We start from the raw sequence: 22,518 nt of genomic DNA on the forward strand, positions 1-22,518 counted from the left end.
TGGTTGGAAACAAACAGAATGCTATCGCTGCATAGTTGAACAGTGATGTTCAGCAGTGTTCAGCGTAAATGTATCAGATACAGTTGAGGCTTAGCTGGCCTGCTGTAGGAGCAGATCCAACTGGCCGCGAGCCTCTAGCGCGTAAAGATCGTCGCAGCCGCCGATATGCTGGTCGTTGATGAAAATTTGCGGCACCGAACGGCGGCCGTTGGCCCGCTTGGCCATTTCCGCCCGTGCTGCCTCGTCTCCATCGATGGCGTACTCGATATACTTCACGCCTTTGCGATCCAGCAGTTGCTTAGCCCGGATGCAAAAGGGACAAAAACGCCAGGTGTAAATCTCAACAGTCATAAGAAAACAACAAACGCTTTTACATAGCTTAACATTTTCACGGAGCCGGGATCCCTTTCCTTGCAAACCTGGGGTTTTCTGCCTCCCATGGTCTAGTTGGCTTCCTTCCAGTTGTGGCCGATTTGGATATCCACAACCAGCGGTATGGAGAGGGGCACCGCTCCTTCCATTTCTGTTTGGATCAGCGGTTTTAGGGCCTGCCATTCCGAGGGATCCACCTCAAACACCAGCTCATCATGCACTTGCAGGAGCAAGCGGGAACGAAAGTTCTGCAGCTTTTGCCGCAGGCGCACCATTGCTACTTTGATAATGTCCGAGGCGGATCCCTGAATGGGAGCATTCACAGCTGCCCGCAATTCCGCTTGTTTGCGATGGCCTGTCAGACGAGACAAATTGGGAAAATAGCGACGGCGACCCAAGATCGTTTCTACATAGCCATGCTTTTCCACAAAGGCTTCGGTGGAGCGCAGGTAGGCGAAAATACCGGCGTAGCGCTCGTTAAATCGCTGTAAAAATTGCTTGGCTTCCGACAAAGAAACCCCCGCAGTGCGGGCAAAGCGCTGTGCCCCCATGCCGTAGATCACCCCATAGTTAATCGTCTTGGCCAGGCGACGTTCTTCGCTGGTTATTTCTTGTTTTTCCAGGAGCAGGCGGGCGGTTAGGGTGTGCACATCTTCCCCTGAGCGAAAGCCTTCCAGCAAGGCAGGTTCTTGGCTGAGGTGGGCCAAAATGCGCAGCTCAATTTGAGAGTAATCTGCTGCCGCCAATAGCCATCCCTCTTGGGGAATAAAAGCTTGTCGAATCCGGCGACTGAACTCGGTGCGAATGGGAATATTTTGCAAGTTGGGGTTTGAGGAGCTGAGCCTGCCGGTGGCAGTAACGGTTTGGTTAAAGTCGGTGTGGACTCTGCCGGTATCGCTTCTTACCAGGGCAGGCAGAGCATCCACATAGGTCGATTTCAGCTTGGCCAAGGTGCGGTATTGCACGATGGTTTCGATGAGAGGATGATCCCCCTCTAGCTTTTCTAAAACTGAGGCATTGGTGGAATAGCCGGTAGCCGTTTTGCGGGTTTTGCGAATGTCCAATTTCAGCTTTTCAAAGAGCAGGGATCCCAGTTGCTTGGGAGAATTGAGGTTAAAGGTTTCTCCAGCCTGGGCATAAGCTTTCTGCTCCAAACTTTGCAGCTCTTGTTCCAGCTCTTGGGAAAATTGCCTCAGAAACTCGGTATCAACGCGAATGCCGATCCACTCCATCTCTTCCAAAACTTGGGCCAAGGGCAGCTCGACTTGAATAAAAAGATCCCACAGGCGCGGATCGGTTTTCTGCAGCTTTTCGGTGAGGATCGGCACCAGACGATAGGCACAATAGGCGTCGGTTCCACAGTATTCTGCAACTTTGGAAATCGGGATATCGGCAATGGACTGTTCCTTGCCCAGCAACTTTTTGTAGCTGGTGGTTGGCAAACCCAAATGGGTAGCTGCCAAATCGGCCAAGTTGTGGCTGGCTTCTGGATCCAAAACGTAGCTGGCCAACATGGGATCAAACTGGATCCCTTGCAGGCGGATCCCGTGGGCGCGGAAAATGCTCAGGTCGTACTTACAGTTTTGTAGGCTTTTGGGTCGGTTGGGATCTTCCCAAAGGGGTTGCAGGCTTTGTTTCACCAGCTCCCAATCCAGGTTGGATCCCTGGCGGTGGCCGATGGGCAAGTAGGCGATATCTCCCTCTGACCAACAACAGCCGATCCCCACCAATTGGGCATCCCGTGGATCTAGGCTGGTAGTTTCAGTATCCCAAGCTACAATCCCTGGGCAGGCCAGCAGCTCTTGCCGCAAAAGCTCCAGTTGCTCCGGCGTATCGATGATGCGCACCGCCGGCAGAGAAGGGACGGGATCCACGGCAAAATCAAACCACAGGGCTTCGTCAGGAGCGTTTGCGGGATCCCCGGTGGGATTAAAAGCGCCAACCACCTCTGCCTCGGTTGGGATCCCCCCCAAAGCCGTTTGTATTTTGCGCACTTGGGCGATGAAGCTGTGAAACTCCAATTTTTCCAGCAGCGGCAGCAATTCTGCTTGATCAAACCCGGTTAATTTCATGCTCTCCCAGTCGGGAGAGAGAGGGACATCGCATTTGATTCGAGCCATAAATTGCGAGTGCTGGGCCGCCGGGATCCCTTCTTTGAGGTATTGCTGAACTTTTCCCTTGATCTCGTCCAGGTGGTCGAAAATTTCATCCAAACTGCCGTAGCGCTCCAGCAGCTCTGCAGCTCGCTTGGGGCCGATCCCTTTCACCCCGGGAATGTTGTCAGAAGGGTCACCACAGAGGGCCTTATAATCCACCACCTGCCAAGGCCAGATGCCCAATTTTTCTTTCACTTGTTCGGGGCCAAACTCGCTGATGCGATCTTTGCTGTTGAGGTGCAAAACCCGAACTCTCCCATCGGTGTCGATCAACTGGAACAGATCTTGATCCCCACTTAAGATTTGCACCCGGTAATCTTGGGGGGCCAGCCTGCTGAGGGTGCCCAAAATGTCATCGGCTTCAAAACCCGGCACCACCAAAATCGGGATGCGCAGTGCCGTCAACACCTGCTTCAGGTTCTCCACATCTTCGATAAACTCCGGTGGCGTTTCCGGGCGGCCTGATTTGTAGGTTTCGTCGGCCTCGTGGCGAAAAGTGGGCTGCCGTGTATCAAAGGCAACGGCTACATGGGTAGGGGTGTATTTGTCCAAGACTTCTAACAGCGATTTCAAAAAGCCAAAGCTGACGCTGGTGGGGATCCCGGTGGAAGTGCGCAACCCCCCCTCGCGACTGTAGGCAAAGGCGTAGAAGGAGCGATAGGCCAAAGAGTGACCATCCACCAGCAGCAGTGTTGGAGTTCTCAAAGCCATTAGCCGATACCTTGAGGGTGAATCTAGCCTATCGGATCTGGGCTATGGGCAGAAGGGATCCCACATCCGTCTCAAGAACTCGAGCGGCGGGCTGCTGCCGACACCCAATGGCAACTTCTGTAATCACAATCTGTAGGCACAATCTGTAATCACAACTGGCTAGGACGAGATCCAAAAGGCCATCGACGGGCCCGCCAACCCTGATTTCCGTTTTGCGGGCTACAATGCTCATGCCCATTTTTTCAATTGGTTGGCTCAATCGGCAATACCTAAATTTGTTACCCAGTTGATCACCCAAAGCATTGCCCTCTGGTTCTGGACAAAATACAGCCCACCACAATGCTCTTCTCTTCTCAGCAAATCCTGCCCCCATCTCTCTACCCACCCCTGCATTGGGGCCTCAAGACCCTCTTTCCCGACGGCCTGTGGGAGTTGCCGGCAGATCCCCATACCCAGCGGGTGGCTCTGACCTTTGACGATGGCCCTCACCCTGAGTACACCCCTGCTTTGTTGCAGGTTTTGATGGATTTTCAGGTGCCGGCCACGTTTTTTGTGTTGGGAGAACGGGTGCAGCGCTGGCCCCACCTGGCCCGTCAGATCCGCCAACAAGGCCACCGCATTGGCCTTCACGGCTGGCAGCATCGCCCTTTTACCGAGCTTGCCCCTGGAGAGCTTTATCAGAGCCTGAAGCGCAGCCAAACCACCCTCGTGGCTGCCTGTGGCGGGATCCCTGACGATTATCGGGCTGTGCGCCCGCCCAATGGCTTGTTTTGGCCGCAGACGCTTGCGGATTTGCGCCGTTGGGGCTTTTGTCCGGTGATGTGGAGCGTGGTGCCTGAGGATTGGCTGATCCCACCGGTATCGGTGGTGGTGGAGCGGGTGCTGGCCCAGGTGCGGCCTGGCTCCTTGATCGTGCTGCACGATGGGGTACAAGGAGGAGCCCAAGTGGTTGAGGTAACGCGGCAGTTGATCCCAACTTTGAAGAAGCGGGGATTTGAATTTGTCCACTTGCCGGATCCCTGAGATCTTTCCAGTTGGGGAGAAATTAAATACAGTAGAGGCACGCAAATACAGTAGAGGCACGCACAAGCAGGAGGGTCAGGCCATGGGCGCACGCAAGATTATCTACGGCATTTTTGGGCAACGGGCCGGCAGCGTCATCGTCGGAACTTGGAACTGGCTGTGGGGGCTCCCGGTGGAGAAAGGCGGCACAGGAGCGGTGATGGTGGCGGAAGAATCCCTACGCACCATGCAGGAGACGGTTCAGCGTCTCACGGAAGCCGTTGCCACCCAAGTGGCTGCCTATCAGCGGGCTGAGCAGAAGTACATGCAAAAGGTGCGGGAGTACCAGGCCCTGGAGAACAAGGCTCGCCTGGCCGCCCAACGGGGCGATCAAGAGGCTGCCCGCCTGGCTATGTCCCAAGCGCTGCAAATTGAGGCCATTCTCGGCCCCCTCAAGGAGAATGTGGAAACTGCCGAGCGCTACGTCAACGCCGCCAAGCAAAAGCTGGCCCGCGAGAAAGAGCGATTGGCCGCTTACAAGAGCGAGCTGAGCAACCTCAAAGACATCAACGAGGTGAACCAAGCTCTGGAGCAGATGACCCGCGTCAACAATTCCTACAACATCGACTCGGCCAAGTCGCAATTTGAGGCGGCGAAGAATGCTATCCAGGCTCGCCAGCTCAAATCCCGAGCCATGAGCGAACTCTCGGAAGATCGCAGCGAGCAGATTGCTGCCCAACTGGATGAAATGGCCATGGACGATGAAATCTCCCGCCGCTTGGCAATGCTCACCGGCCAAGGAGGTGCCCAGGCCAACCTGCCGCTACCGGATCTGGATTTCGAGAAGCGGCTCCCCCAATAGCGGCAGTTGCTTCCAAGCTTGGGGATCCCTCGCTTTTCAACCCACGTCGGCAACCCCGCTGCTAAGTTGCAGGGGGAGTTTTCCGTTGGGAATTGACGGTCAACGGGCTAGAGGGAGTGCGCTCGTACTAGGATGATAAAGGAACAATAGGCAACCCATCTGAGGAGAGGATCCCAGCAATGTCAGCAGCACGAGGCGCGCATTCTGCCCGATCAGGCCTGTGGCCCACTTCTGCAACCAGCCTGTGGCTGTCTAGGGCGTTGTTGCTGCTCTGTGTCTGCCTCAGCTTGGTGGTTTGTGCCTGTTCCGCGGGCTCTAACCTGCGGGCCTACAGGGATCCCAGCGGAGCCTTTGCTTTTGCTTACCCCAACGGCATGGTGGCGGTCAATCTTGGGCCGGGGAAAGGGCCGGTGGTACTCCTGCGCGACCTGGTGTACGAGACCGAGAACGTCAGCTTGATGATCGCCCCATTTGACAAAGGGGAGACGATTGCCGATCTGGGCAGCCCGGCTGAGGTGGGGCAGTTGGTGGCGGAGAAGATCATAGCCCCTGAGGGATCCGGTCGCTCGGCCAAGCTGTTGGCTGCCGAAGCCTTTGAGCGGCAGGAGCACCCCTATTACCTGCTGGAATACCAAACCGATATGGGATCCCAGCTTCGCCACGAGGTGGTGACGGTGACCGTTCGGCACCATCGCCTCTATACGCTGACGGCCTCTACCCAGGAATCCCGCTGGCCTCAGGTGCAAGCTGCCTTTAGGAACGTGGGCCGATCTCTGAATGTTTCCTAAAGCTTTTCCTGAGAGGATTTTCTCAAGGGATTGAACCGGGTTGACGGACTTGGGTAGGTTAAGGTTGAGCCCTTTAGGGCTGAGTTATGGTCATTTTAGGTTGGGGGCGAGACGCCTGGGCTACTGAGAAAAGCCTTGTGGTTCTGGGGATTATTGCTCCGCAACGCTGACGCGAAGACGCGACCAACGTTTTGGGTGTGGGTGCAGTGTCCTAGCTTGAATCGAAATGACCCTACCTACGGGTTCCAGCCGGGCCATCTGGTGCTAGAACGGTAGTGTTTTGAACCTGCGGAGATGGGATCCCACCCCTCTTGGGCTTGCTCTATGACCGTGTACGTGGTTCAGATCAGCGACCTGCATCTGTTTGCCAGGCCCCATCACCGGCTGCTGGGGGTGGACACGGAAGCCTCTTTCCTGCAGGTGCAAAAGGCCATTGCCGCTCTGGATCCCTTGCCCGATCTGCTGCTGCTCACCGGAGATCTCTCTCAAGATGGCAGTGCAGCATCCTACGCTCGTTTGAGAGCCCATTTGCAAACTCTCCCCATCGATACTTACTGGTTGGCGGGCAACCACGATCGCCTGCACAACATGAACCAAGAGCTCCACGCCGAGCGGCTATTCGGGGACAAGAGCTTCAGCCGGGAAAATTGGAGTTTTATTTTATTGAACTCCCTCGTGCCCGGCAAAGACAGCGGTTACCTGACGGATCGCACGCTGCTGTGGCTGAAACAAGAATTGCAGCGGAGCAAAGCCGCCCAACACCATGTTTTGTTGGCCTTGCACCATCCCCCTTTTTCGGTGGATTCTGCCTGGCTGGATCAAAGCGCCCTGCAGCAGCCGGAGCGGTTGTTCGGGGTTCTGGACGAGTTCGACCACATTCGCCTTGTTGTATTCGGCCACATTCACCAAGACCTGCGCCACCGGCGGGAGGGGGTTGATTACCTGGCTTGTCCCTCAACCTGTGTGCAATTTCGTCCCAAGAGCCCTCAGTTTGGCCTGGAGGTGATTCCCCCTGCCCTGAGGCAGATATGGCTGGAGCGAGATGGCAGCTTCAAGACCCAGGTTCAACGGGTGGGGGCCGCTCTGCAACGTCCCAACCTGGCCCTGAAGGGATATTAGCTCTCTTCCTCTTGAGCCTCTGCGGGGGGTAGCCCGATGGCCTGCCCCAAACAGACGCTGGCCCCCAGCAAGGCCAACCACCCCGGCAGCAGCGACAGGAAGGCCACTGCAGCCACCAAGGTGTTGTTTCCCCCCTGCAAAAGGCTGTAGAGCAGCATCGGCAGCGTGAGAACCCGCCCACCGCCGACGAAGAAGGTGAGCAAAAATTCGTTCCAAGAGATCAAAAAGGCAAATACCGCCCCAATGGCTGCCCCAGGGGCAATGAGGGGCAACGTCACCTGCCACCACACTTGCCAGGGATCCGCCCCCAAACAGCGGGCCTGCGCCTCGTAGCCGCGGTCGAAACGGGCGAACACACTGCCCATCACCAGAGCCATGTAGGGAATGGTGGGGATCAGATGCACCAGCACCACCCCCAGCAGGGCACCGTCTAGCCGCAGGCGAATCAGCACCCCTTGGATCCCCATCAGCACAGCCAGAGGAGAGGTGATGACGGGCAACAGCAACAGCAGGCGCAGCCAGGCGGGCACAGGATGGGTGCCCAAAACTCGTCCCGCCGGGATCCCCACCCCCAAGGCCAGCAGGGTGGTAAACAGGGCAATTTGCAAGCTCTGGCCGAAGGCTGCCCGGAACTGGGATCCCCAGCTCAGCAGTTGCTGCCAACCGGCTATGCTCCATGCCCGGGGCAGGGCATCGGGAAAATACCAGGCCCGCGTGAAGGCCCAAAGGGCCAGCACCCCAAAGGGCAAAGCCCAAAGGAGGGCCACTCCGGCCACCCCAAGGCGGAGCAGGGATCCCCCAATCCATCTGCGTCCTTTCACGGCTTTCTCCAAGGACTCCGTCCCGCTGAGCCAAACGGCAGCTGCAGAAAGGATACTCTGGCTGCAAACAGCCCTCCGATTAGGCTGACCACCGCTGCCGAGACAGCCAGCAGGATGATCCCCAGCGCCACCGCCTGCTGCCGCTGCTCCAGGTTGATGTGGGTGAAGCGCTGGTAGATCAGAACGGGCAAGGTGCGCGGGTAGGTGGGCCCCAAGAGCAAGGGAACCTCAAAAGCGCTGAAGACGAAACCGAAGATGAGGATCCCGGTGGCCAGCAGCCCCGGCCTCAGCAAGGGCAGCGTTACATACCAAAACGTCTGGGCGGCAGAAGCCCCCAGCAGCCGAGCCTGTTGCTCCAGCTCGGATCCCATCCCGCGCAGCAGCGTCAGCGCCACCAAAGCGGTAAACGGGATCTCCTTCCAGAGCCAATAGAGCAACACCCCCCCATAGCCGCGGTCGTTCACCCACAAGGGAAAATCCTGATCTGAGGCAATCCAGCCCAGTTGGAAGGCCAACCGCGCCAGCCAACCGCTGGGCCCCAGCAACAGCAGCATCCCCGCCACCCCCACCAAATGAGGAATCGGCAGCGTCAACTGGCCGAGCCAGATGGCCCACCCCCCCAGCCCCCGCAACAGCAGCGCCAGCCCCAGCCCCAAAAGCAGCGCCAACCCCGTTGCCAACAGAGCGATTCTGAGGCTAAGCAAAAGGGATCCCCTGACTTCCGCATCCCGCAGCAGCTCCCCATACCCCTGCAGGGTAAACCCCCTCTCACCCAAGCCGTAGAGGCCCACACTCTGGGCCAGGGCCAGCAGCAGCCCACCGCCGTAGAGCAGACCCACCAACGCCAACGCCGGCAAAAGCGGCCCATACTGCTGGAACCCCCCAAATCCCCGTCCATTTAAGCTATTCATTGAGCCAGTCCCAAGAGCTGCCTCACGAGAGAATTCAAGATGGGAGCGGATCCCTCCTTAAGAGAGGAAAGAGCAGTGGGTAGTGAGAAGGAAGTATGCTCACGCCTCTTATTCCTCCACACCGCCAACGCGACCAACCATTGCGATCTTCACATCCCATGGAGAGAACCCTAGACCAGATTAACCAACGCATTGCCAAAGGCCAGGCGCGGGTGTGGACGGCCCTGGAAGCCAAAGCCAAGCTGGCCACCTTGGGGATCCAGGAAGCCTTCGAGCAGGTGGATGTGATCACCACCGGCACCTTTGAGCCGATGGAGTCTTCCGGAGCCATTGTGAACCTGGGCCATACGGATCCGCCCATCAAGATTCGCCAAGCGTGGCTGAACGGGGTACCGGCCTATGCCGGATTTGGCGCGGTGGATCTCTACCTAGGGGCAGCCCAACCCAGCGAGCAAGCGGATCAAGCCTATGGGGGCGGCCACGTCATTGCCGACCTGGTGGCGGGCAAGCGCGTCCATTTGCGGGCCATCGGCCAAGTGACCGATTGCTACCCCCGCGCCGACTACGAGACCACCCTGACCCGGGATCAGCTCAACCAGTTTTACCTGTTCAATCCCCGCAATGCCTACCAAAACTTCATCGTCGGCGTGAACGGTGGGGATCGGCCTTTGTACACCTACTTGGGCCTGTTGGAACCGCACCTGGGCAATGCCGTCTATTCCAACCCGGGAGAGCTGTCCCCCTTGTTGAACGATCCCCTTTTGCGCCGGGTAGGGATCGGCAGCCGCATCTTTTTGGGGGGCGGCATTGGCTACGTCGCCTGGGAGGGTACCCAGCACTTTCCATTGCAAAAGCGATTGCCCAACCAAACTCCCATCGGCCCGGCGGCCACCCTGGCCCTGATTGGAGATGCCAAGCAAATGCAGGCGGAATGGGTGAGGGGCTGCTACTTCCGCAACTACGGTCCCAGCTTGATGTTGGGGGTCGGGATCCCCATCCCCATCCTTGCTCCTGCGGATTTGGAGGCCATTGCCATCCGGGATGAAGAACTGGTGGCACCGGTGATCGACTTTTCCATTCCCCGCCGGGTGCGGCCCACCTTTGGCTTGGTGAGCTATGCCCAGCTCAAATCCGGCCAGATCACCCTCAATGGCCGCAAGGTTCGCACTGCCCCTCTGGCCAGCCTGCGCCGCTCCATGCAAATTGCCGAAATCCTCAAGCAATGGATAGAAAGCGGCCAATTCACCCTTACCCAACCCGTCGCTCCCCTGCCCCTGGATCGGGAGTTTCTCTCCCAAAATCCCCTCGGCTAGACGGATCCTGAATTCCCACCTGCCAAACAGCCTCTCCAGAGAAAGAGACCAGCCCAATCCCCATTCAAGGCTGAGAAACATCAGCGACAAATCCGCCCGGCAATTGCGGGAAGAGCTGGAGGAACTGGAGAAAAGTCAGCAGAAATGGCGCAGTCGCCTGGGAACCTTGGGCAACCCAACCCCCAGCAGATCTGCAGAATTACTGCCGGCTGGGATCCCTTCCAAACCTGCGGCGGGGTTGTTTTCTAGACAGTTGCCGCTACCATTACGCTTTAAGTGTTGCCACCGGAAACTCCCCGGCGGGAAAAGAAGAGGGGGCTGTATCCAAAGTGGGGGATAAGGTCATGTTTCAGCGTATTGCTCTCGGCTCTGCTGCATTGGGATTGCTTCTGGCTATACCCGTTCTCCCCGGCCACGGGTTTGGAGAGCCGCGGGTCGTTCCCGATACCCCGTTCTACTTCGACAACCACCGCTTCGATCGCTACCCAGATGCGGTTGTGGTGCGGGTGGTAAACGGCGACACCTTGGTGGTGCAAATTGAAGGGGAACAGAAGATGCGCCTGATCCGGTTGGCCGGGATCGAGGGCCTCAGACCGGGAGAAAACCCCTTTTACCAGCAAGCTATTGAACTGATGCGAGAGCGCATCCTCTACCGCACCGTCAAGCTGGAAGGGGATAAGTTGCTGCGCAACGTAGATGCTACGGGCTTGGTGGAGGCTTATGTCTGGCTAGAAGGTCATCAGATGAACGCCATGTTGGTGCGCAATGGCCTGGCCCGTATCGTCCCCTACAGCCACAACATCAAGTACGACAGCTACTATGGTGGCCTACAAGAAAAAGCCCAGCAGGAGCGCCTTGGCATTTGGAGCCGCCTCTGAGTTGGTTTTATACTGAACTTCAGTTCTTTAATCTTCAAGGGAGCAGAGAGGAAAGAGCTTCTCCCTTCTCTCCCGTTACTTCCTCTAGGTTATGCCTAGCCTGCCTTGACAGTTGAACCCACTCCAGCCCCCAGGGATCCCAATCGCTGGGTGAGGCGGCTGCCTCTGGTGACCGGCCTTTTGGGCAGCGTCCTTTTGGTTATTAATCGACTGGCCTTTACGCCGGAATTGCTTACCAGCCAGTCCCGTTCAGATGCCTTGGGGATCCTCCTCAGCGCCGTTTTGATCCTGACCGGCCTGCTGTGGCAGCAGATCCAGCCTCTTCCACCCCAAACGGCCCCCCTGCAGGGGATCCCCGGCTGTGATTGGCATCCCGATCTTTCCGAAAGTGAGAAACTGGAGCTGGCTTGGGCCTCCCATACCCTGCTCAGCACCACCGCCGCCCGCACCGTGGTGATCTGGGTGGGTGGGCGAACCCTCCTACAACGGGGGATCCTGGCCAACCCCGGCCAGATGCCCTCCATTCAGCCCAAGAGCGTTTTACAGCGGGTCTTGCAGACGGGGCGGCCTGTGTATTTGGTGGATCTCAAGCTGTTCCCGGCCCGCGCCGAGTTCGATGGCCTGTTGCCCCCCGGATCCCAGGCCGTGCTGTGCCAGCCCATCGGCCAGCGAGGGTGCTTGATTTTGGGGAGCGATACCCCACGCAGCTTCAGCCGGCAGGAGCAAGCCTGGATTGCCGCCATTGCCGACAAGCTAGCAGCCACCCTACTCCCCTCTCCCCCTGGGAGAGGGGCTGGGGGGTGAGGGCTAGGCGGCGCTCTCCAAGCTCACCTGGAACACTTCGCTGAAGGCTTTTTCCACCTTGTAGCCCGAGTCGATGGTCTCCAGAGGATCCTTGCGCAGGCGGTGACGCAAACACAGGCTGATCACCCGACGGATATCGGCGACGGTGACCTCACTGCGCCCCTCTAGAGCTGCCAGGGCTTTGGCAGCCCGGTTGGTTACAATGTCTCCGCGCAGTCCATCCACCTCCAAAGCCGCGCATACCCCAGAGATCTTCAAGCGCAAATCGGGATCCACTGCCACGTTGGGCAAAAGATGTTGGGCTTTTTCGATGCGCTCCCGCAGGCGCTGCTGGGAATCGGCATACTTGGCCAAAAAAGCCTGGGGATCGGCGTCGAACTGGCTGCGCTCCTCCACGATCCGCACCCGCAGGGCAGCATCTCGCACCGTTTCGATCTGGACGAACATGCCAAAGCGATCCAGCAGTTGAGGCCGCAATTCCCCCTCTTCCGGGTTGCCGGATCCCACCAGCACAAACCGAGCCGGATGACGAATGGAAATGCCCTCCCGTTCCACGGTGTTCCAGCCTGAGGCCGCCGCATCCAGCAACACATCCACCAAGTGGTCATCCAGCAAATTGACTTCATCCACGTAAAGGATGCCTCGATTGGCCTTGGCTAGTAGCCCTGGCTCAAAAGCCTTCACCCCCTGAGCCAAGGCCCGCTCAATGTCGAGAGTGCCACACACTCGGTCTTCTGTTGCCCCCAAGGGCAGATCCACCATCGGCACCTGGATCCAAGTGCTTTCCAGCGTTTCTCCCGCCTGCAGGCGCTCCCACACTTGATCGCTCATCAAGTCCCGCTGCCGCGGGTGGCTGTTGAAGGGATCCCCTTTCACCACCTCGATCTGGGGCAGCAGGTCGGCCAAAGCGCGAATGGTGGTGGACTTGCCCGTGCCGCGATCCCCCATGATCAGCACTCCGCCAATGCGCGGGTCGATCACGTTGAGGAGCAAGGCCAATTTCATCTCCTCTTGGCCGACGATGGCCGTAAACGGGAAAACCGGGCGACGTTCCAAGTTCATAGGGGCAATAACCAGCGATTCATCCCCATTATCCCAGAGGCCACTCCCTTCTGGGGGTCAGATAGGCTGGAAAGGGACTGGAACTGGAACCTAAAGACCAGTTTTCGGTCAAATGGAAAAGCAAGCTCAGTTGTCAGCGTGGACGACGCCCTGGGCTTTCACAGAGAGGAGCAGATAGGATCGAAGCCCGCGGGGTTCATCAGAGTGTTGAACCGGCGTGGGGCCGAAAGCTCACAAAAACCCTAGGCAACCTGAGCAACAGTTGGCGGGTGGGGAGACATCAGCGGTGTCAGGCAAAGCAAGTCGGAGACGGTGGACGGCATTTCCAATCCAAAGCGTGGTCCAAAAAGGGCTGGTGGGTTTGATCTGGGTTTGCACTTGGATCCCTGTGCTCACTGTCTCTCTGGCCGTGGCTCAAACCCCCACCACCTCTGTGGTGTTGAGCGATGAGCAGGTAACAATGTACGCCCGTATCGTCTTGGAGATGGAGCCCCACCGGCAAGAGGCCCAAAAGCGCTCCCAAGCCACAAACGACCCAGCCAGCAAAGATCAAATCCGGCGAGAATTCATCCGCACCGCGACCGAGATCATCACTCGCCACGGTATGACTGTGCCTGACTACAACCGCATTACACTCTTGATCCGCTCCGAAGAGGGCAAAGCTTTGCAACAGCGCATTGAGGCCGAAATTCTCCGCCTGCAAAGCGAGGATCCCCAACCGCCAGTCCGATAAAAGTAAACTACCCGACACCCGCGCTATGCGCAGGGTGCGGGCTTTATCCCAATCCCTAGCGGCCCCAGAGGACAGCTAAGTTTCGGAATTTCAGGCGAGTTTACAGTCGCCCCAAGGAGAGAGATTACTTGAGCAGCGTTATGGTCAGCATCCCCTTCCCACCCGCAGTGTCCACACTTGAACGACTTACCATTGCGGTAGGACTTACCCCGCTCAGGGTGGATGTGCAGGCATTTATGGCAGGTCTGACTGGTGTAGGCAGGCGGCACCAGCACCACAGGCACTCCAGCAATGGCAGCCTTGTAGGCTACAAACATCCTGAGCTGGTAGAACGCCCAGTTGTTAGTCCTGCGCCGCTCGGTCTTGCTCCGAGGCTTCTGATTCAGGCGCTCTCGAATGCCTGTCAAGTCCTCAAAAGCCAGTGCCGCACCAATAGCCTGGGCATCCCTGACCAAGGTTTTGCTGATGTTGTGGTTCAGCCATGTCTGGTAGCGCCGTTCTCTCCCAGAGAGCCTTCTCAGCAGCCTCCTAGAGCTGCGAGTGCGTTTGGATTGAACCTTGGCGCGTACACGGCTGAACCGGTCACGGACGGCCTGGATGTGTTCTCCACTCCAAGAGCGTCCGTTGCTAGCGGTGGCGATATCCCGCCTGCCCAAGTCAACTCCGATTACCTTTGGAGTTTTGCCGGTTGGGGGAGTGTCCAGCTCAACAGCAATGTTGATGTAGTAGTCCCCTTGCTTGGTTTTGGACAGGGTTGCACTTGTCGGCTTCTGGCCTCGCAGAAGCGCTATCTGGTAACCACCGATCTTGAGCTTGAGCCAGACTCGCCCGCTCATCAGTGTCACGCCCACGGACTGGTCGGACTCTCGGTACTTAAAAGTATGCGCGTCAAGACTCAGACTGGTAGGCCGGAACTTGTGGACTTGCTTCACCGCCTTGGCATTGCTAATCACCCGACGGAGCGCCTGACAGACGTGGTTGGCTTTCAGCCCCGTTGCTGCCCTTACCGGCCGATAGACCAAGTGGTGCAGCTTGGCGGTGTTCCAGCAGTTCTTTTGTTTGGCAGTATCCAAAATCTGGTTGCAAGCATTCGCAAAGCCCTGCAAAGTGCGGTCAATTTCTTGACGCAACTCTTGTGGGACTATCAGCTTGCAACGTACAGAGATAGTCTGGCTCATGGGCTTATTGTAGTTTATCCAGACTTTTGACCAGCAAAACCTATATGGAGGAGGGCTTTCCTCCCGACACCAAGCCTGCGGCTATGGTGCAGGCCTCCAGCCCGAAAATTTGGTGACTGGGGCCGGAGAATGAAGATAGGCTGGAAGCGAACGTTGGTGTTCATCCAGGCGAGCGGGGGAAAAAGATGAACGAGCCCATGTCGCCGTCAGTACGGGCGGCTATCGAGCGGATGAAGTCTCGTTTGCGCATGACTCGTCGCTTTGGGTTTTGGTTCCAGGCAATCTTGGGGGCGACGGCGCTGCTGCTGTGGTTTGGCTTTTTAATCGGCCAAAATACCGTCTATCGAGATGACTCGCTGGGGGCTGTCATCGCCTTCTGGTTCACCTTGTTTACATTGCTCACCCTGGCAGCCGGTCTATTTTTCAACTGGCGCTACTTGCTCCACGCGGAGCGCCGCTCAGCTTCTGCTGATGCCCTAAGCCAATTGGATTTGCCCAAGCAGTTGCAGTTGGTCACCTATGTCAGCCTCATTGGGGCCTTCCTTGCTTTGATTGGTATGGAAGCCCAAGTGGGCGAGCTGTTGGCGCGCATGTTTTCCCGCACCCAGGCCAACCAGGTGACAGGAGTGCTGCTGCTGGCCGCCAACATCAACGTGACGTTTGCCCACTTCGTCTGCTTGGCAGGGGTTCTCTGGATTACCGGTGTCCTCGACCGCGAACCCTAGCGCCGGATCCCTGGCCCACCTTTGGGAGTCATGTGGACAGTGGCGAGACGGCTTGTTGTTTTTATAGTCGTTTACAGTCGTTCCAGTTCAGGGCAAGACACCTGAGCTACTGTTCGCGCTAGCGGGACGGAGTCCTTGAAAGGCCTTCTGGCACGGTGCATTTAACGTTTTAGGCGTGGGTGCAGTGTCCTAGTTTGAATCGAAATGACCATAAATGGGCAAAGCAAAGAGCCCCCAACTTGGGAGATAAGCTGGGGGAAGCCCTTTAGGTTTGCTTGAGTTTTCTCCAGACCACCCAGGCCTTTGAGACCTTTGCGACCTCAGTAAAAGCAATGGCTTTACTTAAAGCCCACTGCCGCTTGCCAGACAAAAGCCAGCAGGAAAAACAGAACAGGGATGATCGGCAAAATGTCGATCAGCGGGTCAAACAATTCATAGCCTTCCGGCAAACTGGCCAGGAGCACCATCGCTGACATAGCAACAAACCTCAGGGGAAAATGCGGCTGAAGAAACTGCTTCTTTCAGAATTAAAATAGAGCTTAACATCATCCAGCAGGGATCCGGACTAAGTTCAAGAAATGTAAAGGAAGTGGCGACCTAGAGAACGCCAATGTTAGAGAGGCCCAAAACGACCCCCACTCCCAACAAATGGCCAAAGCTGGCAACCCCGATGACTTCCGGCCAGGTCATTCCCAGTACCGGCCCAGTCTCTGAGGCCACTCCAGAGGAGGATTTGAAGCTCAAGTAAGCCAGCCCTGTGCAGAGCAGAATGATCACGGCGCTCAGGGGGGACCAGGGGCTGGTTTGAGCGGTCAGAGCCAACAGCGCAACAACAGGCATCATGGTTTTCGTCCTCACTCAGGTTGACCGACCCTTAGATTACCGCTCCTGCTGGGATCCCCTCGCAATCTGCACATGAATTGCAACAAAACCTCACACTACGGCTTTTCTCTGGCTTCAGGGGCAGTTTGCCGTTGCCGGGATCCTTCGGGAATCCTTGGCCAGGAGAGGAAGGTGCCCCCATGGCTGGGGTTGCGAGGAAAATAAGGCTTGGGCTGAGAAGCTGGGCAGGTCTCTGCCGTATACTAACGAAAGTTAACAAACTTATCTCTTCGATCTCTTTTCGGTGTGATGACTGGGACGCGCTGCCTCGACCCATCCTCTCTGTCTGCACTGTGCGCACCTAAGGATGGCTGCCGATGACTGTTGCTGCTACTGCTGAACCAGCCCAAAAACCTTTCGCATTGCCTCGTGAGCTGTTGGGGCCACCCTCGGAATTTTGGAATCCCACCTTGCTGATGTTTTTGGCTGCGGTGGTGCTTTCGGCCTCTTGCTTTGGCGGGTACGCCTTTTGGCACTGGCCCAAATGGATGGTGTTCTGGCTCAATTTTGTGGCCCTCTATGTTCTGGGCACGGTGATTCACGATGCTTCCCATGGCTCGGCCCACCGCAACCGCTTTCTGAACGAGGCACTCGGACACGGCTCTGCCCTGTTGCAGGGTTTTGTCTATCCCGTCTTTAAGCGGGTACACATGCAGCACCACGCCCACGTCAACCATCCTGAAGACGATCCCGATCACTACGTCTCGACAGGGGGGCCGCTGTGGCTGATCGCGCCGCGGTTTTTCTACCATGAGGTGTTTTTCTTTAAGCGGCAGCTCTGGCGGAAAGGTCGCTGGGATCTGCTGGAGTGGGGCTTGAGTCGGCTGGTGGTTATCCTGACCTTTGGTCTGGCCAGCTACTTCGGCTACACCGACTACATCATGAACTATTGGCTACCCCCTGCCTTTATCATGGGGTTCTTGCTGGGCTTGTTTTTTGACTACCTGCCCCATCGCCCTTTTCAATCCCAAGAGCGGTGGTACAATGCCCGCGTCTATCCCGGATGGCTGACCAACATTCTGCTGTTGGGGCAAAACTATCACCTGATCCACCATCTCTGGCCTTCTGTTCCCTGGTACAAATACCAAGCAGCCTACTGGGCAGCCAAACCTGAGCTGGACGCGCGCAACTGCCAGCAAACGCTGGGGATCTGGGAGAAGGGAGAGTTTTGGGGCTTTTTGTACGATGCTCTGATCGGTCTGCACTGGCACAAGCCCACTTCAGCTCACCCCGCTGCGCCAGCCAATCCAGAATCGGAGGGATCCCCTGCGGATCCACAGCTTGGCTAGCATGGTTTGGCCAACGCTGCAAGTCCCGCAGGTGCTGCTGTTTGTGGAAGCGGCCAGCCTGTTGCAGGACTCTAGCCAGGTTTTGTTGCAGGCCGGTCGGGCAACGGCAGATTTGCCGGAGTTGATCGCAGAAGCGCAGGCGCGGGCCGAAGCCCAGGTGCAGCTCCTTGGGATCCCCGCAGACTTGCGGGCACAGGTGCGAGGGATCCTCAGGTTGACCTCGCCCCAAGAGGTGCTGGCCTACTTGCAGGACTTGCTGGACAGGGGATCTGGCCCGGATTTGGAAGCCTTTTTGGAGCAGGCGGGATCCGCCTCTACAGTGCTGCGCTTCCCCCCCCTGTTGGTGGGGGCTGTGGCTCTGGAGGTGGTGCTGGAGCGGTTGGACTTTTCTCCAGAAGAGCGGGCTGTGGTGCAAGCCCAACGGGATCAATGGGAACAGGCCCTGGCGGAATTGGCCACTCACCACAGGGTTTCCCCAGAGCCGCTCCGGGCCACTGCCGAGACGGTGCTGCGGGCGGCTTCAGCAGAGGAGCTGCTGCAACTGGGTCAGGATCTTTTTCAAGATCTCCAAGATCTCGCTGTTGCTGATTCTAAGCCAGAAGCCGAGCCTCAGGTGGAATTGGCGGGGCCTCTGCTGTTCATGATGGTGGCGGATTACCTGCTGGCCCAAACGGAGTATCCGCTGACCCCGGAGCAGCGGCTGGACTTGCAAACCAATCGCGCCGAGGCAGAAACCCGCTACTTGGCCATGCAAAAGTTGGGCCGCATTGAAAACTTGGCGGAGCAACAGGCTTATATTCGATCTTGGATTGACCAAGCTTCCGTACCGGATTTGCTGCAGGCTTTGGATCGCCTTTTTGCGGCGTGTAAACTACCCGGCTCCGACCGCTAAGCGGTACGGAGCGGGCTTTCAGTAGCCCTGAGCCTGTTCTGCTCTACCAGAGAACAAAACAAGCCCGGACCTCTAGGCTGGTTTACGACAGCCCCCAAGAGCGCAATTACGTTTGCACCATTCAAGTCCGCATCTCCTTCCCATCCACAGTGCCCACACTTAAACTTCTTCCCACTGCGGTAGGATTGCGCAGGATCGGGATGGATGTGTAAACACTTGTGACAGGTCTGCGACGTGTAGGCGGGCGGCACAAGAATCAGAGAAACCCCTGCAACTCTCGCCTTGTATTCCAGAAACTGGCGTAGTTGGTAGAACGCCCAACTGTTGGCCCTACGCCGCTCGGCTTTGCTGCGTGGCTGTTGATTGACCCTTTCCCGGATCCCTGTCAGGTCTTCCAGAGCAATAGCGCTGTTGGTAGCTTTTGCCCTAGAGACAATAGCTTTGGAGATGCGATGATTGACCCACGCCTGAAAGCGTCTCTCCTTGCCAGACAGCCGTTGCAACAGTTCTCTGCATCTGCGCCGCGAACTGCGTGTGCCCTTACTGGCTTTGCGTTGGAGTACCGCCCTCAACCGGGAGTAGTGGTCTCGGACTCTGTTCAACTGCTGTCCATTCCAGTTGTCCCCCTCTGACGTATGGGCAATATCCGTCCTGCCCAAGTCCACCCCGATCACCTTGTCGGTTTCTTGTTGCTTGGGTGGTTTTTTCTCTACGCAAATCTGGATGTAGTAGGAGCCATCCTTCCGCTGGACTAGGGTGGCCGATTTGGGGTTAGAACCAGCCAGCATCCCACGCTGGTAGTTGCCAATGGCCAGTTCAAAGCGCTCTCGCCCTTCCACCGTGGTCAGCGACACCGTCCAGTCTTTTTGACGGAACGAGAAGATGCGTGCGTCGTAGGCGACGAACCTACGCTTGAACTCTTTAACCGGACGGTTGCGCTGTCTCGCCACTTTGCGAGCGCCTGCCACCCGCCTGCACACCTGTTGAGCCAAGTTACTGGACAAGCCAAACCGGGCGCGAATCTCGTAGTAGCAAAGGGATTGCAGTTTGACCGCGTTGACGATCTTCTCCGGCATGTTTTGGTTGACCCAGTTCAATGCCTGTACAAAGGCATCCATCGTCGCGTCCAATTTGGCGGCTTGCGATGGGGACACCTTGAGCTTACAGGATATGGTCAGGACTTGGCTCATAAGTTCATTGTACTTCATCAAAGCGCATTCCTCCCGGCACTGATCCTACGGGTACAGTGCGGGGCTCCTGCGATTTCTAGCTGAACCCAACTCGTGAGGCTCAGGGATCGCCGAAGATTTTGGATCCCCTATGCTGGAGTCAAAGGGATCCCACTTGAGGTGTGAAAGTGGACTGGGGCAGCCTGTTCTGGATTTTTCTGATCTTCAGCTCTTTGCAACCTCTGCTGAACCGTCGTGCCCAAGAGTTCCGGCGCTTGATGGCCATTCGGGAGTTGGAGCAAAAGCGGGGCAGCCGGGTGATTCTGCTCATTCACCGCCAGGAGTCGATCAGTTTTTTGGGGATCCCGGTTTCCCGCTACATCAGCATCGAGGACTCCGAGCAGGTATTGCGGGCGATTCGCCTCACTCCACCCAATACCCCGATTGATTTGATTTTGCATACCCCCGGTGGCCTGGTGCTGGCTACGGAGCAAATTGCCCGCGCCCTGATCCGCCATCCGGCCAAAGTGACAGTGTTTGTGCCTCACTACGCCATGTCGGGGGGGACAATGCTGGCCCTGGCCGCCGATGAAATCGTCATGGATGCCAATGCAGTCCTGGGGCCGGTGGATCCGCAGTTGGGGGGGTATGCTGCCGCCAGTATTCTGCAGGTGGTGGCGGATAAACCCATTGCCGAAATCGATGACCAAACCCTGATCCTGGCGGATCTGGCCCGCAAAGCAATGCAACAGGTACAGAACTTCGTGCGGGATCTCTTGAAGGACGATGTGCCCAAGCGCAAAATTGCCCCCGAACGCATCGAGCCCCTCATCCAGTACCTAACCAGCGGACAAGTTACCCACGACTACCCGATCACCGCCGAAGAAGCCCAAAGGTTGGGCCTGCCCATTTCTACCGAGTTGCCACCCCAAATCTATGCCCTGATGGACTTGTACCCACAGGCCACCATGGGCCGCCCTTCCGTGCAGTACATCCCCATCCCCTATGATCCTCGCCCCTCTCTGCCCAGGGGGGGATCCCGCTCTGGCCTAGGGTGAACTCTTGGCGTAGGCTTCCATAGCTTCCAGGCGCAGCCCCCCTGCCCGGCGAAACAGCTCTTGTCCGGTGTGCAGATGGCGGTCGTCGCAGTTCAGCGGGAAATACTTCAGCTCCTCTAGGGCATCTTCTAAGTGGTTGAGGGCGTAGTAGAGGCGAGAGGCCACTCCCCCCAGGCTGCTGGGATTGGGGAGGCGCCGAAAGATCTGCTGAGCTTGGGCCAGTTTCTGGCTACACTCTTCCAAATAGGTGGCGAAGGACTCCAACAGGTCGGGATCAAAGGGATCCGCCGCCAAAGCATTCAACTGAGGCTTTAGGGAAGACAGCAGGGGCCCCAAAACTCGGTTTAGGGGGGTGTAGACCTGTCGGATCCAGGCTGCACGGGCGATGGCTTCGTGGCTGACGGTTTCACGGGGGGATCCCGTCGGCTGAGGGCAGGGTGAGGTGCGGCTGGAGTGCAATTGCCGGTCGTAGTCGCGGCGAGATTGCGGATCTTTGAGCACCGCGTAGGCAGCGTTGATCTGGCGGATGCGCTCAGCGGTGGCCCGATCTTTTTTGGCCAGCAGGCTGTCGGGATGGTGGTACTTGACCAAACGACGGTAGGCAGACTTGATCTCCTCCGCCGTCGCCCCCACGGAAACGCCCAAAACTTCGTAGTGGGATCCCACTCCCGATCCGCTCTCCATAACCCCTAGGCTTGCCGGAAAGAAAAGAAACTTCCACATTGTACCTGCAGCCTAGAATAAAGGTGAGTTTTCCGGTGCTGCCCCATGTCTTCCGCCTCGCCCCAGGGATCCCCCAACCCTTTCAGTGCCCTCTTGGGGGCCACCATTGCCGTCAGTCTGGGCTACGGTTTTTTTCAACTGCTGCTCTCGATGTTGGCCAAGTTGCCGCCGATCGATGTGGAGATTGGATCGTTGGCCCGTGGAATCAGCATTCTGGTGCGCTACCTGCTGGTCGGTTCCGTTTCCTTGATCGCGTTTATGTTTGCCCTGGTGGGGCTGGGGCTGGCGGCCTACTTTTTGCAATTGCTGGGCGAGCGGCTGACCTCCTCTCGGCGCTGAAGCTGGGGGCTGTAGGCACAACTTCTGGCTGACCCGTTGGGCGTTTGTGATGAGCCGAACTTGCCGGCAGCTTCTCAGCGCAACACCACCTTGGGGGAGAGCAACAAAGTCAGGGATCCCTGGCGGTAGTCAATCCGGCCTTCGGCAAAGCGCACTTGGGCTAGGCCCGCTTTTTTGAGGGTGATCGCGTCGGCATGGGCCGGGTTCAGCCCAATGGCCGTTTGCACCCACAGGCTCAGATCCGGCTGGTGACCGACCAGAGCCAAAGACGCCAGAGGTTCCCGCTCTGCTTGCCAGCGCACCAGGTCAGCAAAACTGCCCCCCGGAGCCAGCGGCTCAAACACCTCCACAGCTTCGGCCAGGTTCTCGTCCAAAAAGATCTCAGCGGTCTGTCGAGCCCTCACCAAGGGACTGGTGAGCAGGAGATCCCACCTCCAGCCCATGTTCTTGAGCTGGCGGGCAACCTTGCGGCAACGCTTGCGACCTTCGTCTGTAAGGGCCCGAAAGGCATCCTCGACTTCTGGCCGGGGTTCCTCGGCTATGCCATGGCGAATAAAATCCACGGCCAATTCCTGTCGGGCAGTCTGCTTTTCTGCCGCCCCCTGATGGTGCTCCGCGCTGCTAACGCGAACGCTCTCCTGTTGTTCAGACCCAGAGACCATAGAACTCCAAAACTCTTCTGTCCTGCCGGCGCGAACGGCACTGTTAAGTAAACCTTGGAATCACTGTAA

Annotated in this window: 25 protein-coding genes; 13 read left to right on the plus strand and 12 right to left on the minus strand. The window is 57.6% G+C overall.

Annotated elements, in window-relative coordinates:
* Positions 1-90: 90 nt before the first annotated feature.
* From grxC to NW842_RS09670, 3 genes are all read right to left on the minus strand, one after another.
* Entirely contained in the window at positions 91-351 is a 261-nt protein-coding gene (grxC, locus tag NW842_RS09660) for a glutaredoxin 3 (RefSeq protein ID WP_011431797.1), read from the minus strand.
* A gap of 92 nt (positions 352-443) precedes the next feature.
* A complete protein-coding gene (gene polA / locus NW842_RS09665) occupies positions 444-3,239 on the minus strand; it encodes a DNA polymerase I (protein WP_414417935.1) in 2,796 nt (931 codons plus the stop codon).
* 28 nt (positions 3,240-3,267) lie between these two features.
* Complete coding sequence (locus tag NW842_RS09670; protein WP_414355428.1) at positions 3,268-3,498, minus strand: hypothetical protein; 231 nt, start codon at positions 3,496-3,498, stop codon at positions 3,268-3,270.
* 80 nt (positions 3,499-3,578) lie between these two features.
* On the opposite strand from NW842_RS09670, the gene NW842_RS09675 reads away from it, so the two are divergent.
* From NW842_RS09675 to cpdA, 4 genes are all read left to right on the plus strand, one after another.
* A complete protein-coding gene (locus NW842_RS09675; RefSeq protein WP_414350259.1) occupies positions 3,579-4,262 on the plus strand; it encodes a polysaccharide deacetylase family protein in 684 nt (227 codons plus the stop codon).
* Positions 4,263-4,344: 82 nt separating this feature from the next.
* On the plus strand, positions 4,345-5,103 hold the full coding sequence (locus NW842_RS09680; protein WP_414407357.1) for a PspA/IM30 family protein: 759 nt from the start codon (positions 4,345-4,347) through the stop codon (positions 5,101-5,103).
* A gap of 179 nt (positions 5,104-5,282) precedes the next feature.
* Positions 5,283-5,891, plus strand: a complete 609-nt coding sequence (gene psbP, locus NW842_RS09685) for a photosystem II reaction center PsbP (RefSeq protein WP_414417936.1) — start codon at positions 5,283-5,285, stop codon at positions 5,889-5,891.
* Between the two features lie 324 nt (positions 5,892-6,215).
* The gene (gene cpdA, locus NW842_RS09690) at positions 6,216-7,010 is read left to right on the plus strand and encodes a 3',5'-cyclic-AMP phosphodiesterase (RefSeq protein ID WP_414374351.1); all 795 of its coding nucleotides are present in this window, start codon (positions 6,216-6,218) and stop codon (positions 7,008-7,010) included.
* On the opposite strand, the gene NW842_RS09695 is transcribed toward cpdA, so the two are convergent.
* Both NW842_RS09695 and NW842_RS09700 read right to left on the minus strand, forming a co-directional pair.
* Complete coding sequence (locus tag NW842_RS09695; RefSeq protein WP_414417937.1) at positions 7,007-7,831, minus strand: ABC transporter permease; 825 nt, start codon at positions 7,829-7,831, stop codon at positions 7,007-7,009. The genes cpdA and NW842_RS09695 overlap by 4 nt on opposite strands.
* Positions 7,828-8,742 (minus strand): ABC transporter permease, encoded by a 915-nt coding sequence (locus NW842_RS09700; RefSeq protein WP_414417938.1) that lies wholly within the window; start codon positions 8,740-8,742, stop codon positions 7,828-7,830. Before NW842_RS09700 ends, NW842_RS09695 begins: the two co-directional genes overlap by 4 nt.
* A 158-nt stretch (positions 8,743-8,900) precedes the next feature.
* On the opposite strand from NW842_RS09700, the gene NW842_RS09705 reads away from it, so the two are divergent.
* The 3 genes from NW842_RS09705 (at position 8,901) to NW842_RS09715 (ending at position 11,737) form a co-directional block, all read left to right on the plus strand.
* Positions 8,901-10,055 carry a homocysteine biosynthesis protein gene (locus NW842_RS09705; RefSeq protein ID WP_414374343.1) on the plus strand — a complete coding sequence of 385 codons (1,155 nt, stop codon included), beginning with the start codon at positions 8,901-8,903 and terminating at the stop codon, positions 10,053-10,055.
* A 344-nt stretch (positions 10,056-10,399) separates the two neighbouring features.
* Entirely contained in the window at positions 10,400-10,933 is a 534-nt protein-coding gene (locus tag NW842_RS09710; protein WP_414374341.1) for a thermonuclease family protein, read from the plus strand.
* A gap of 105 nt (positions 10,934-11,038) precedes the next feature.
* Positions 11,039-11,737, plus strand: a complete 699-nt coding sequence (locus tag NW842_RS09715) for a cofactor assembly of complex C subunit B (protein WP_414417939.1) — start codon at positions 11,039-11,041, stop codon at positions 11,735-11,737.
* 3 nt (positions 11,738-11,740) lie between these two features.
* Here the strand turns inward: NW842_RS09715 and bchI are convergent, their stop codons facing one another.
* Entirely contained in the window at positions 11,741-12,799 is a 1,059-nt protein-coding gene (bchI, locus tag NW842_RS09720; RefSeq protein WP_414389823.1) for a magnesium chelatase ATPase subunit I, read from the minus strand.
* 388 nt (positions 12,800-13,187) lie between these two features.
* On the opposite strand from bchI, the gene NW842_RS09725 reads away from it, so the two are divergent.
* Entirely contained in the window at positions 13,188-13,532 is a 345-nt protein-coding gene (locus NW842_RS09725; RefSeq protein ID WP_414331953.1) for a DUF4168 domain-containing protein, read from the plus strand.
* A 23-nt stretch (positions 13,533-13,555) separates the two neighbouring features.
* Here the strand turns inward: NW842_RS09725 and NW842_RS09730 are convergent, their stop codons facing one another.
* Positions 13,556-14,710, minus strand: coding sequence for an RNA-guided endonuclease InsQ/TnpB family protein (locus tag NW842_RS09730; protein ID WP_414417940.1), 1,155 nt, complete (start codon positions 14,708-14,710; stop codon positions 13,556-13,558).
* A 185-nt stretch (positions 14,711-14,895) separates the two neighbouring features.
* Here NW842_RS09730 and NW842_RS09735 point away from each other — a divergent pair, with 185 nt between their 5' ends.
* Positions 14,896-15,435 (plus strand): DUF3611 family protein, encoded by a 540-nt coding sequence (locus NW842_RS09735; RefSeq protein ID WP_414332564.1) that lies wholly within the window; start codon positions 14,896-14,898, stop codon positions 15,433-15,435.
* Between the two features lie 338 nt (positions 15,436-15,773).
* On the opposite strand, the gene NW842_RS09740 is transcribed toward NW842_RS09735, so the two are convergent.
* Entirely contained in the window at positions 15,774-15,911 is a 138-nt protein-coding gene (locus tag NW842_RS09740; RefSeq protein WP_414332566.1) for a photosystem II reaction center protein K, read from the minus strand.
* A gap of 121 nt (positions 15,912-16,032) precedes the next feature.
* On the minus strand, positions 16,033-16,278 hold the full coding sequence (gene psaK, locus NW842_RS09745) for a photosystem I reaction center subunit PsaK (protein ID WP_414388601.1): 246 nt from the start codon (positions 16,276-16,278) through the stop codon (positions 16,033-16,035).
* Between the two features lie 356 nt (positions 16,279-16,634).
* Between psaK and NW842_RS09750 the strand changes: the two genes are divergently transcribed.
* The gene (locus NW842_RS09750; RefSeq protein WP_011431774.1) at positions 16,635-17,606 is read left to right on the plus strand and encodes a fatty acid desaturase; all 972 of its coding nucleotides are present in this window, start codon (positions 16,635-16,637) and stop codon (positions 17,604-17,606) included.
* A 1-nt stretch (position 17,607) separates the two neighbouring features.
* Positions 17,608-18,498 carry a hypothetical protein gene (locus NW842_RS09755; RefSeq protein WP_414417941.1) on the plus strand — a complete coding sequence of 297 codons (891 nt, stop codon included), beginning with the start codon at positions 17,608-17,610 and terminating at the stop codon, positions 18,496-18,498.
* Here the strand turns inward: NW842_RS09755 and NW842_RS09760 are convergent.
* On the minus strand, positions 18,495-19,688 hold the full coding sequence (locus tag NW842_RS09760; protein WP_414417942.1) for an RNA-guided endonuclease InsQ/TnpB family protein: 1,194 nt from the start codon (positions 19,686-19,688) through the stop codon (positions 18,495-18,497). The two genes, NW842_RS09755 and NW842_RS09760, sit on opposite strands and share 4 nt — an antisense overlap.
* A 161-nt stretch (positions 19,689-19,849) precedes the next feature.
* Between NW842_RS09760 and NW842_RS09765 the strand changes: the two genes are divergently transcribed.
* Positions 19,850-20,725: an SDH family Clp fold serine proteinase gene (locus tag NW842_RS09765; protein WP_414406598.1), complete on the plus strand. Its 876-nt coding sequence runs from the start codon at positions 19,850-19,852 to the stop codon at positions 20,723-20,725.
* Here the strand turns inward: NW842_RS09765 and NW842_RS09770 are convergent.
* The gene (locus NW842_RS09770) at positions 20,717-21,409 is read right to left on the minus strand and encodes a J domain-containing protein (protein ID WP_414417943.1); all 693 of its coding nucleotides are present in this window, start codon (positions 21,407-21,409) and stop codon (positions 20,717-20,719) included. The genes NW842_RS09765 and NW842_RS09770 overlap by 9 nt on opposite strands.
* A gap of 84 nt (positions 21,410-21,493) precedes the next feature.
* Between NW842_RS09770 and NW842_RS09775 the strand changes: the two genes are divergently transcribed.
* Entirely contained in the window at positions 21,494-21,787 is a 294-nt protein-coding gene (locus NW842_RS09775) for a DUF3082 domain-containing protein (RefSeq protein WP_414357489.1), read from the plus strand.
* A gap of 74 nt (positions 21,788-21,861) precedes the next feature.
* Here NW842_RS09775 and sixA read toward each other — a convergent pair whose 3' ends face one another.
* Complete coding sequence (sixA, locus tag NW842_RS09780; RefSeq protein WP_414357488.1) at positions 21,862-22,449, minus strand: phosphohistidine phosphatase SixA; 588 nt, start codon at positions 22,447-22,449, stop codon at positions 21,862-21,864.
* Positions 22,450-22,518: the final 69 nt, after the last annotated feature.

It is taken from the genome of Synechococcus sp. R55.4, from assembly GCF_047461935.1.
Lineage (GTDB): Bacteria > Cyanobacteriota > Cyanobacteriia > Thermostichales > Thermostichaceae > Thermostichus.

Bases quoted from the DNA above. Each gene is read 5' to 3' on its own strand.
- grxC (WP_011431797.1), bottom strand. From the start codon at position 351: ATGACTGTTGAGATTTACACCTGGCGTTTTTGTCCCTTTTGCATCCGG.
- polA (WP_414417935.1), bottom strand. From the start codon at position 3,239: ATGGCTTTGAGAACTCCAACACTGCTGCTGGTGGATGGTCACTCTTTG.
- NW842_RS09675 (WP_414350259.1), top strand. From the start codon at position 3,579: ATGCTCTTCTCTTCTCAGCAAATCCTGCCCCCATCTCTCTACCCACCC.
- NW842_RS09680 (WP_414407357.1), top strand. From the start codon at position 4,345: ATGGGCGCACGCAAGATTATCTACGGCATTTTTGGGCAACGGGCCGGC.
- psbP (WP_414417936.1), top strand. From the start codon at position 5,283: ATGTCAGCAGCACGAGGCGCGCATTCTGCCCGATCAGGCCTGTGGCCC.
- cpdA (WP_414374351.1), top strand. From the start codon at position 6,216: ATGACCGTGTACGTGGTTCAGATCAGCGACCTGCATCTGTTTGCCAGG.
- NW842_RS09700 (WP_414417938.1), bottom strand. From the start codon at position 8,742: ATGAATAGCTTAAATGGACGGGGATTTGGGGGGTTCCAGCAGTATGGG.
- NW842_RS09705 (WP_414374343.1), top strand. From the start codon at position 8,901: ATGGAGAGAACCCTAGACCAGATTAACCAACGCATTGCCAAAGGCCAG.
- NW842_RS09710 (WP_414374341.1), top strand. From the start codon at position 10,400: ATGTTTCAGCGTATTGCTCTCGGCTCTGCTGCATTGGGATTGCTTCTG.
- bchI (WP_414389823.1), bottom strand. From the start codon at position 12,799: ATGAACTTGGAACGTCGCCCGGTTTTCCCGTTTACGGCCATCGTCGGC.
- NW842_RS09730 (WP_414417940.1), bottom strand. From the start codon at position 14,710: ATGAGCCAGACTATCTCTGTACGTTGCAAGCTGATAGTCCCACAAGAG.
- NW842_RS09735 (WP_414332564.1), top strand. From the start codon at position 14,896: ATGAACGAGCCCATGTCGCCGTCAGTACGGGCGGCTATCGAGCGGATG.
- NW842_RS09740 (WP_414332566.1), bottom strand. From the start codon at position 15,911: ATGTCAGCGATGGTGCTCCTGGCCAGTTTGCCGGAAGGCTATGAATTG.
- psaK (WP_414388601.1), bottom strand. From the start codon at position 16,278: ATGATGCCTGTTGTTGCGCTGTTGGCTCTGACCGCTCAAACCAGCCCC.
- NW842_RS09750 (WP_011431774.1), top strand. From the start codon at position 16,635: ATGACTGTTGCTGCTACTGCTGAACCAGCCCAAAAACCTTTCGCATTG.
- NW842_RS09755 (WP_414417941.1), top strand. From the start codon at position 17,608: ATGGTTTGGCCAACGCTGCAAGTCCCGCAGGTGCTGCTGTTTGTGGAA.
- NW842_RS09760 (WP_414417942.1), bottom strand. From the start codon at position 19,688: ATGAGCCAAGTCCTGACCATATCCTGTAAGCTCAAGGTGTCCCCATCG.
- NW842_RS09770 (WP_414417943.1), bottom strand. From the start codon at position 21,409: ATGGAGAGCGGATCGGGAGTGGGATCCCACTACGAAGTTTTGGGCGTT.
- NW842_RS09775 (WP_414357489.1), top strand. From the start codon at position 21,494: ATGTCTTCCGCCTCGCCCCAGGGATCCCCCAACCCTTTCAGTGCCCTC.
- sixA (WP_414357488.1), bottom strand. From the start codon at position 22,449: ATGGTCTCTGGGTCTGAACAACAGGAGAGCGTTCGCGTTAGCAGCGCG.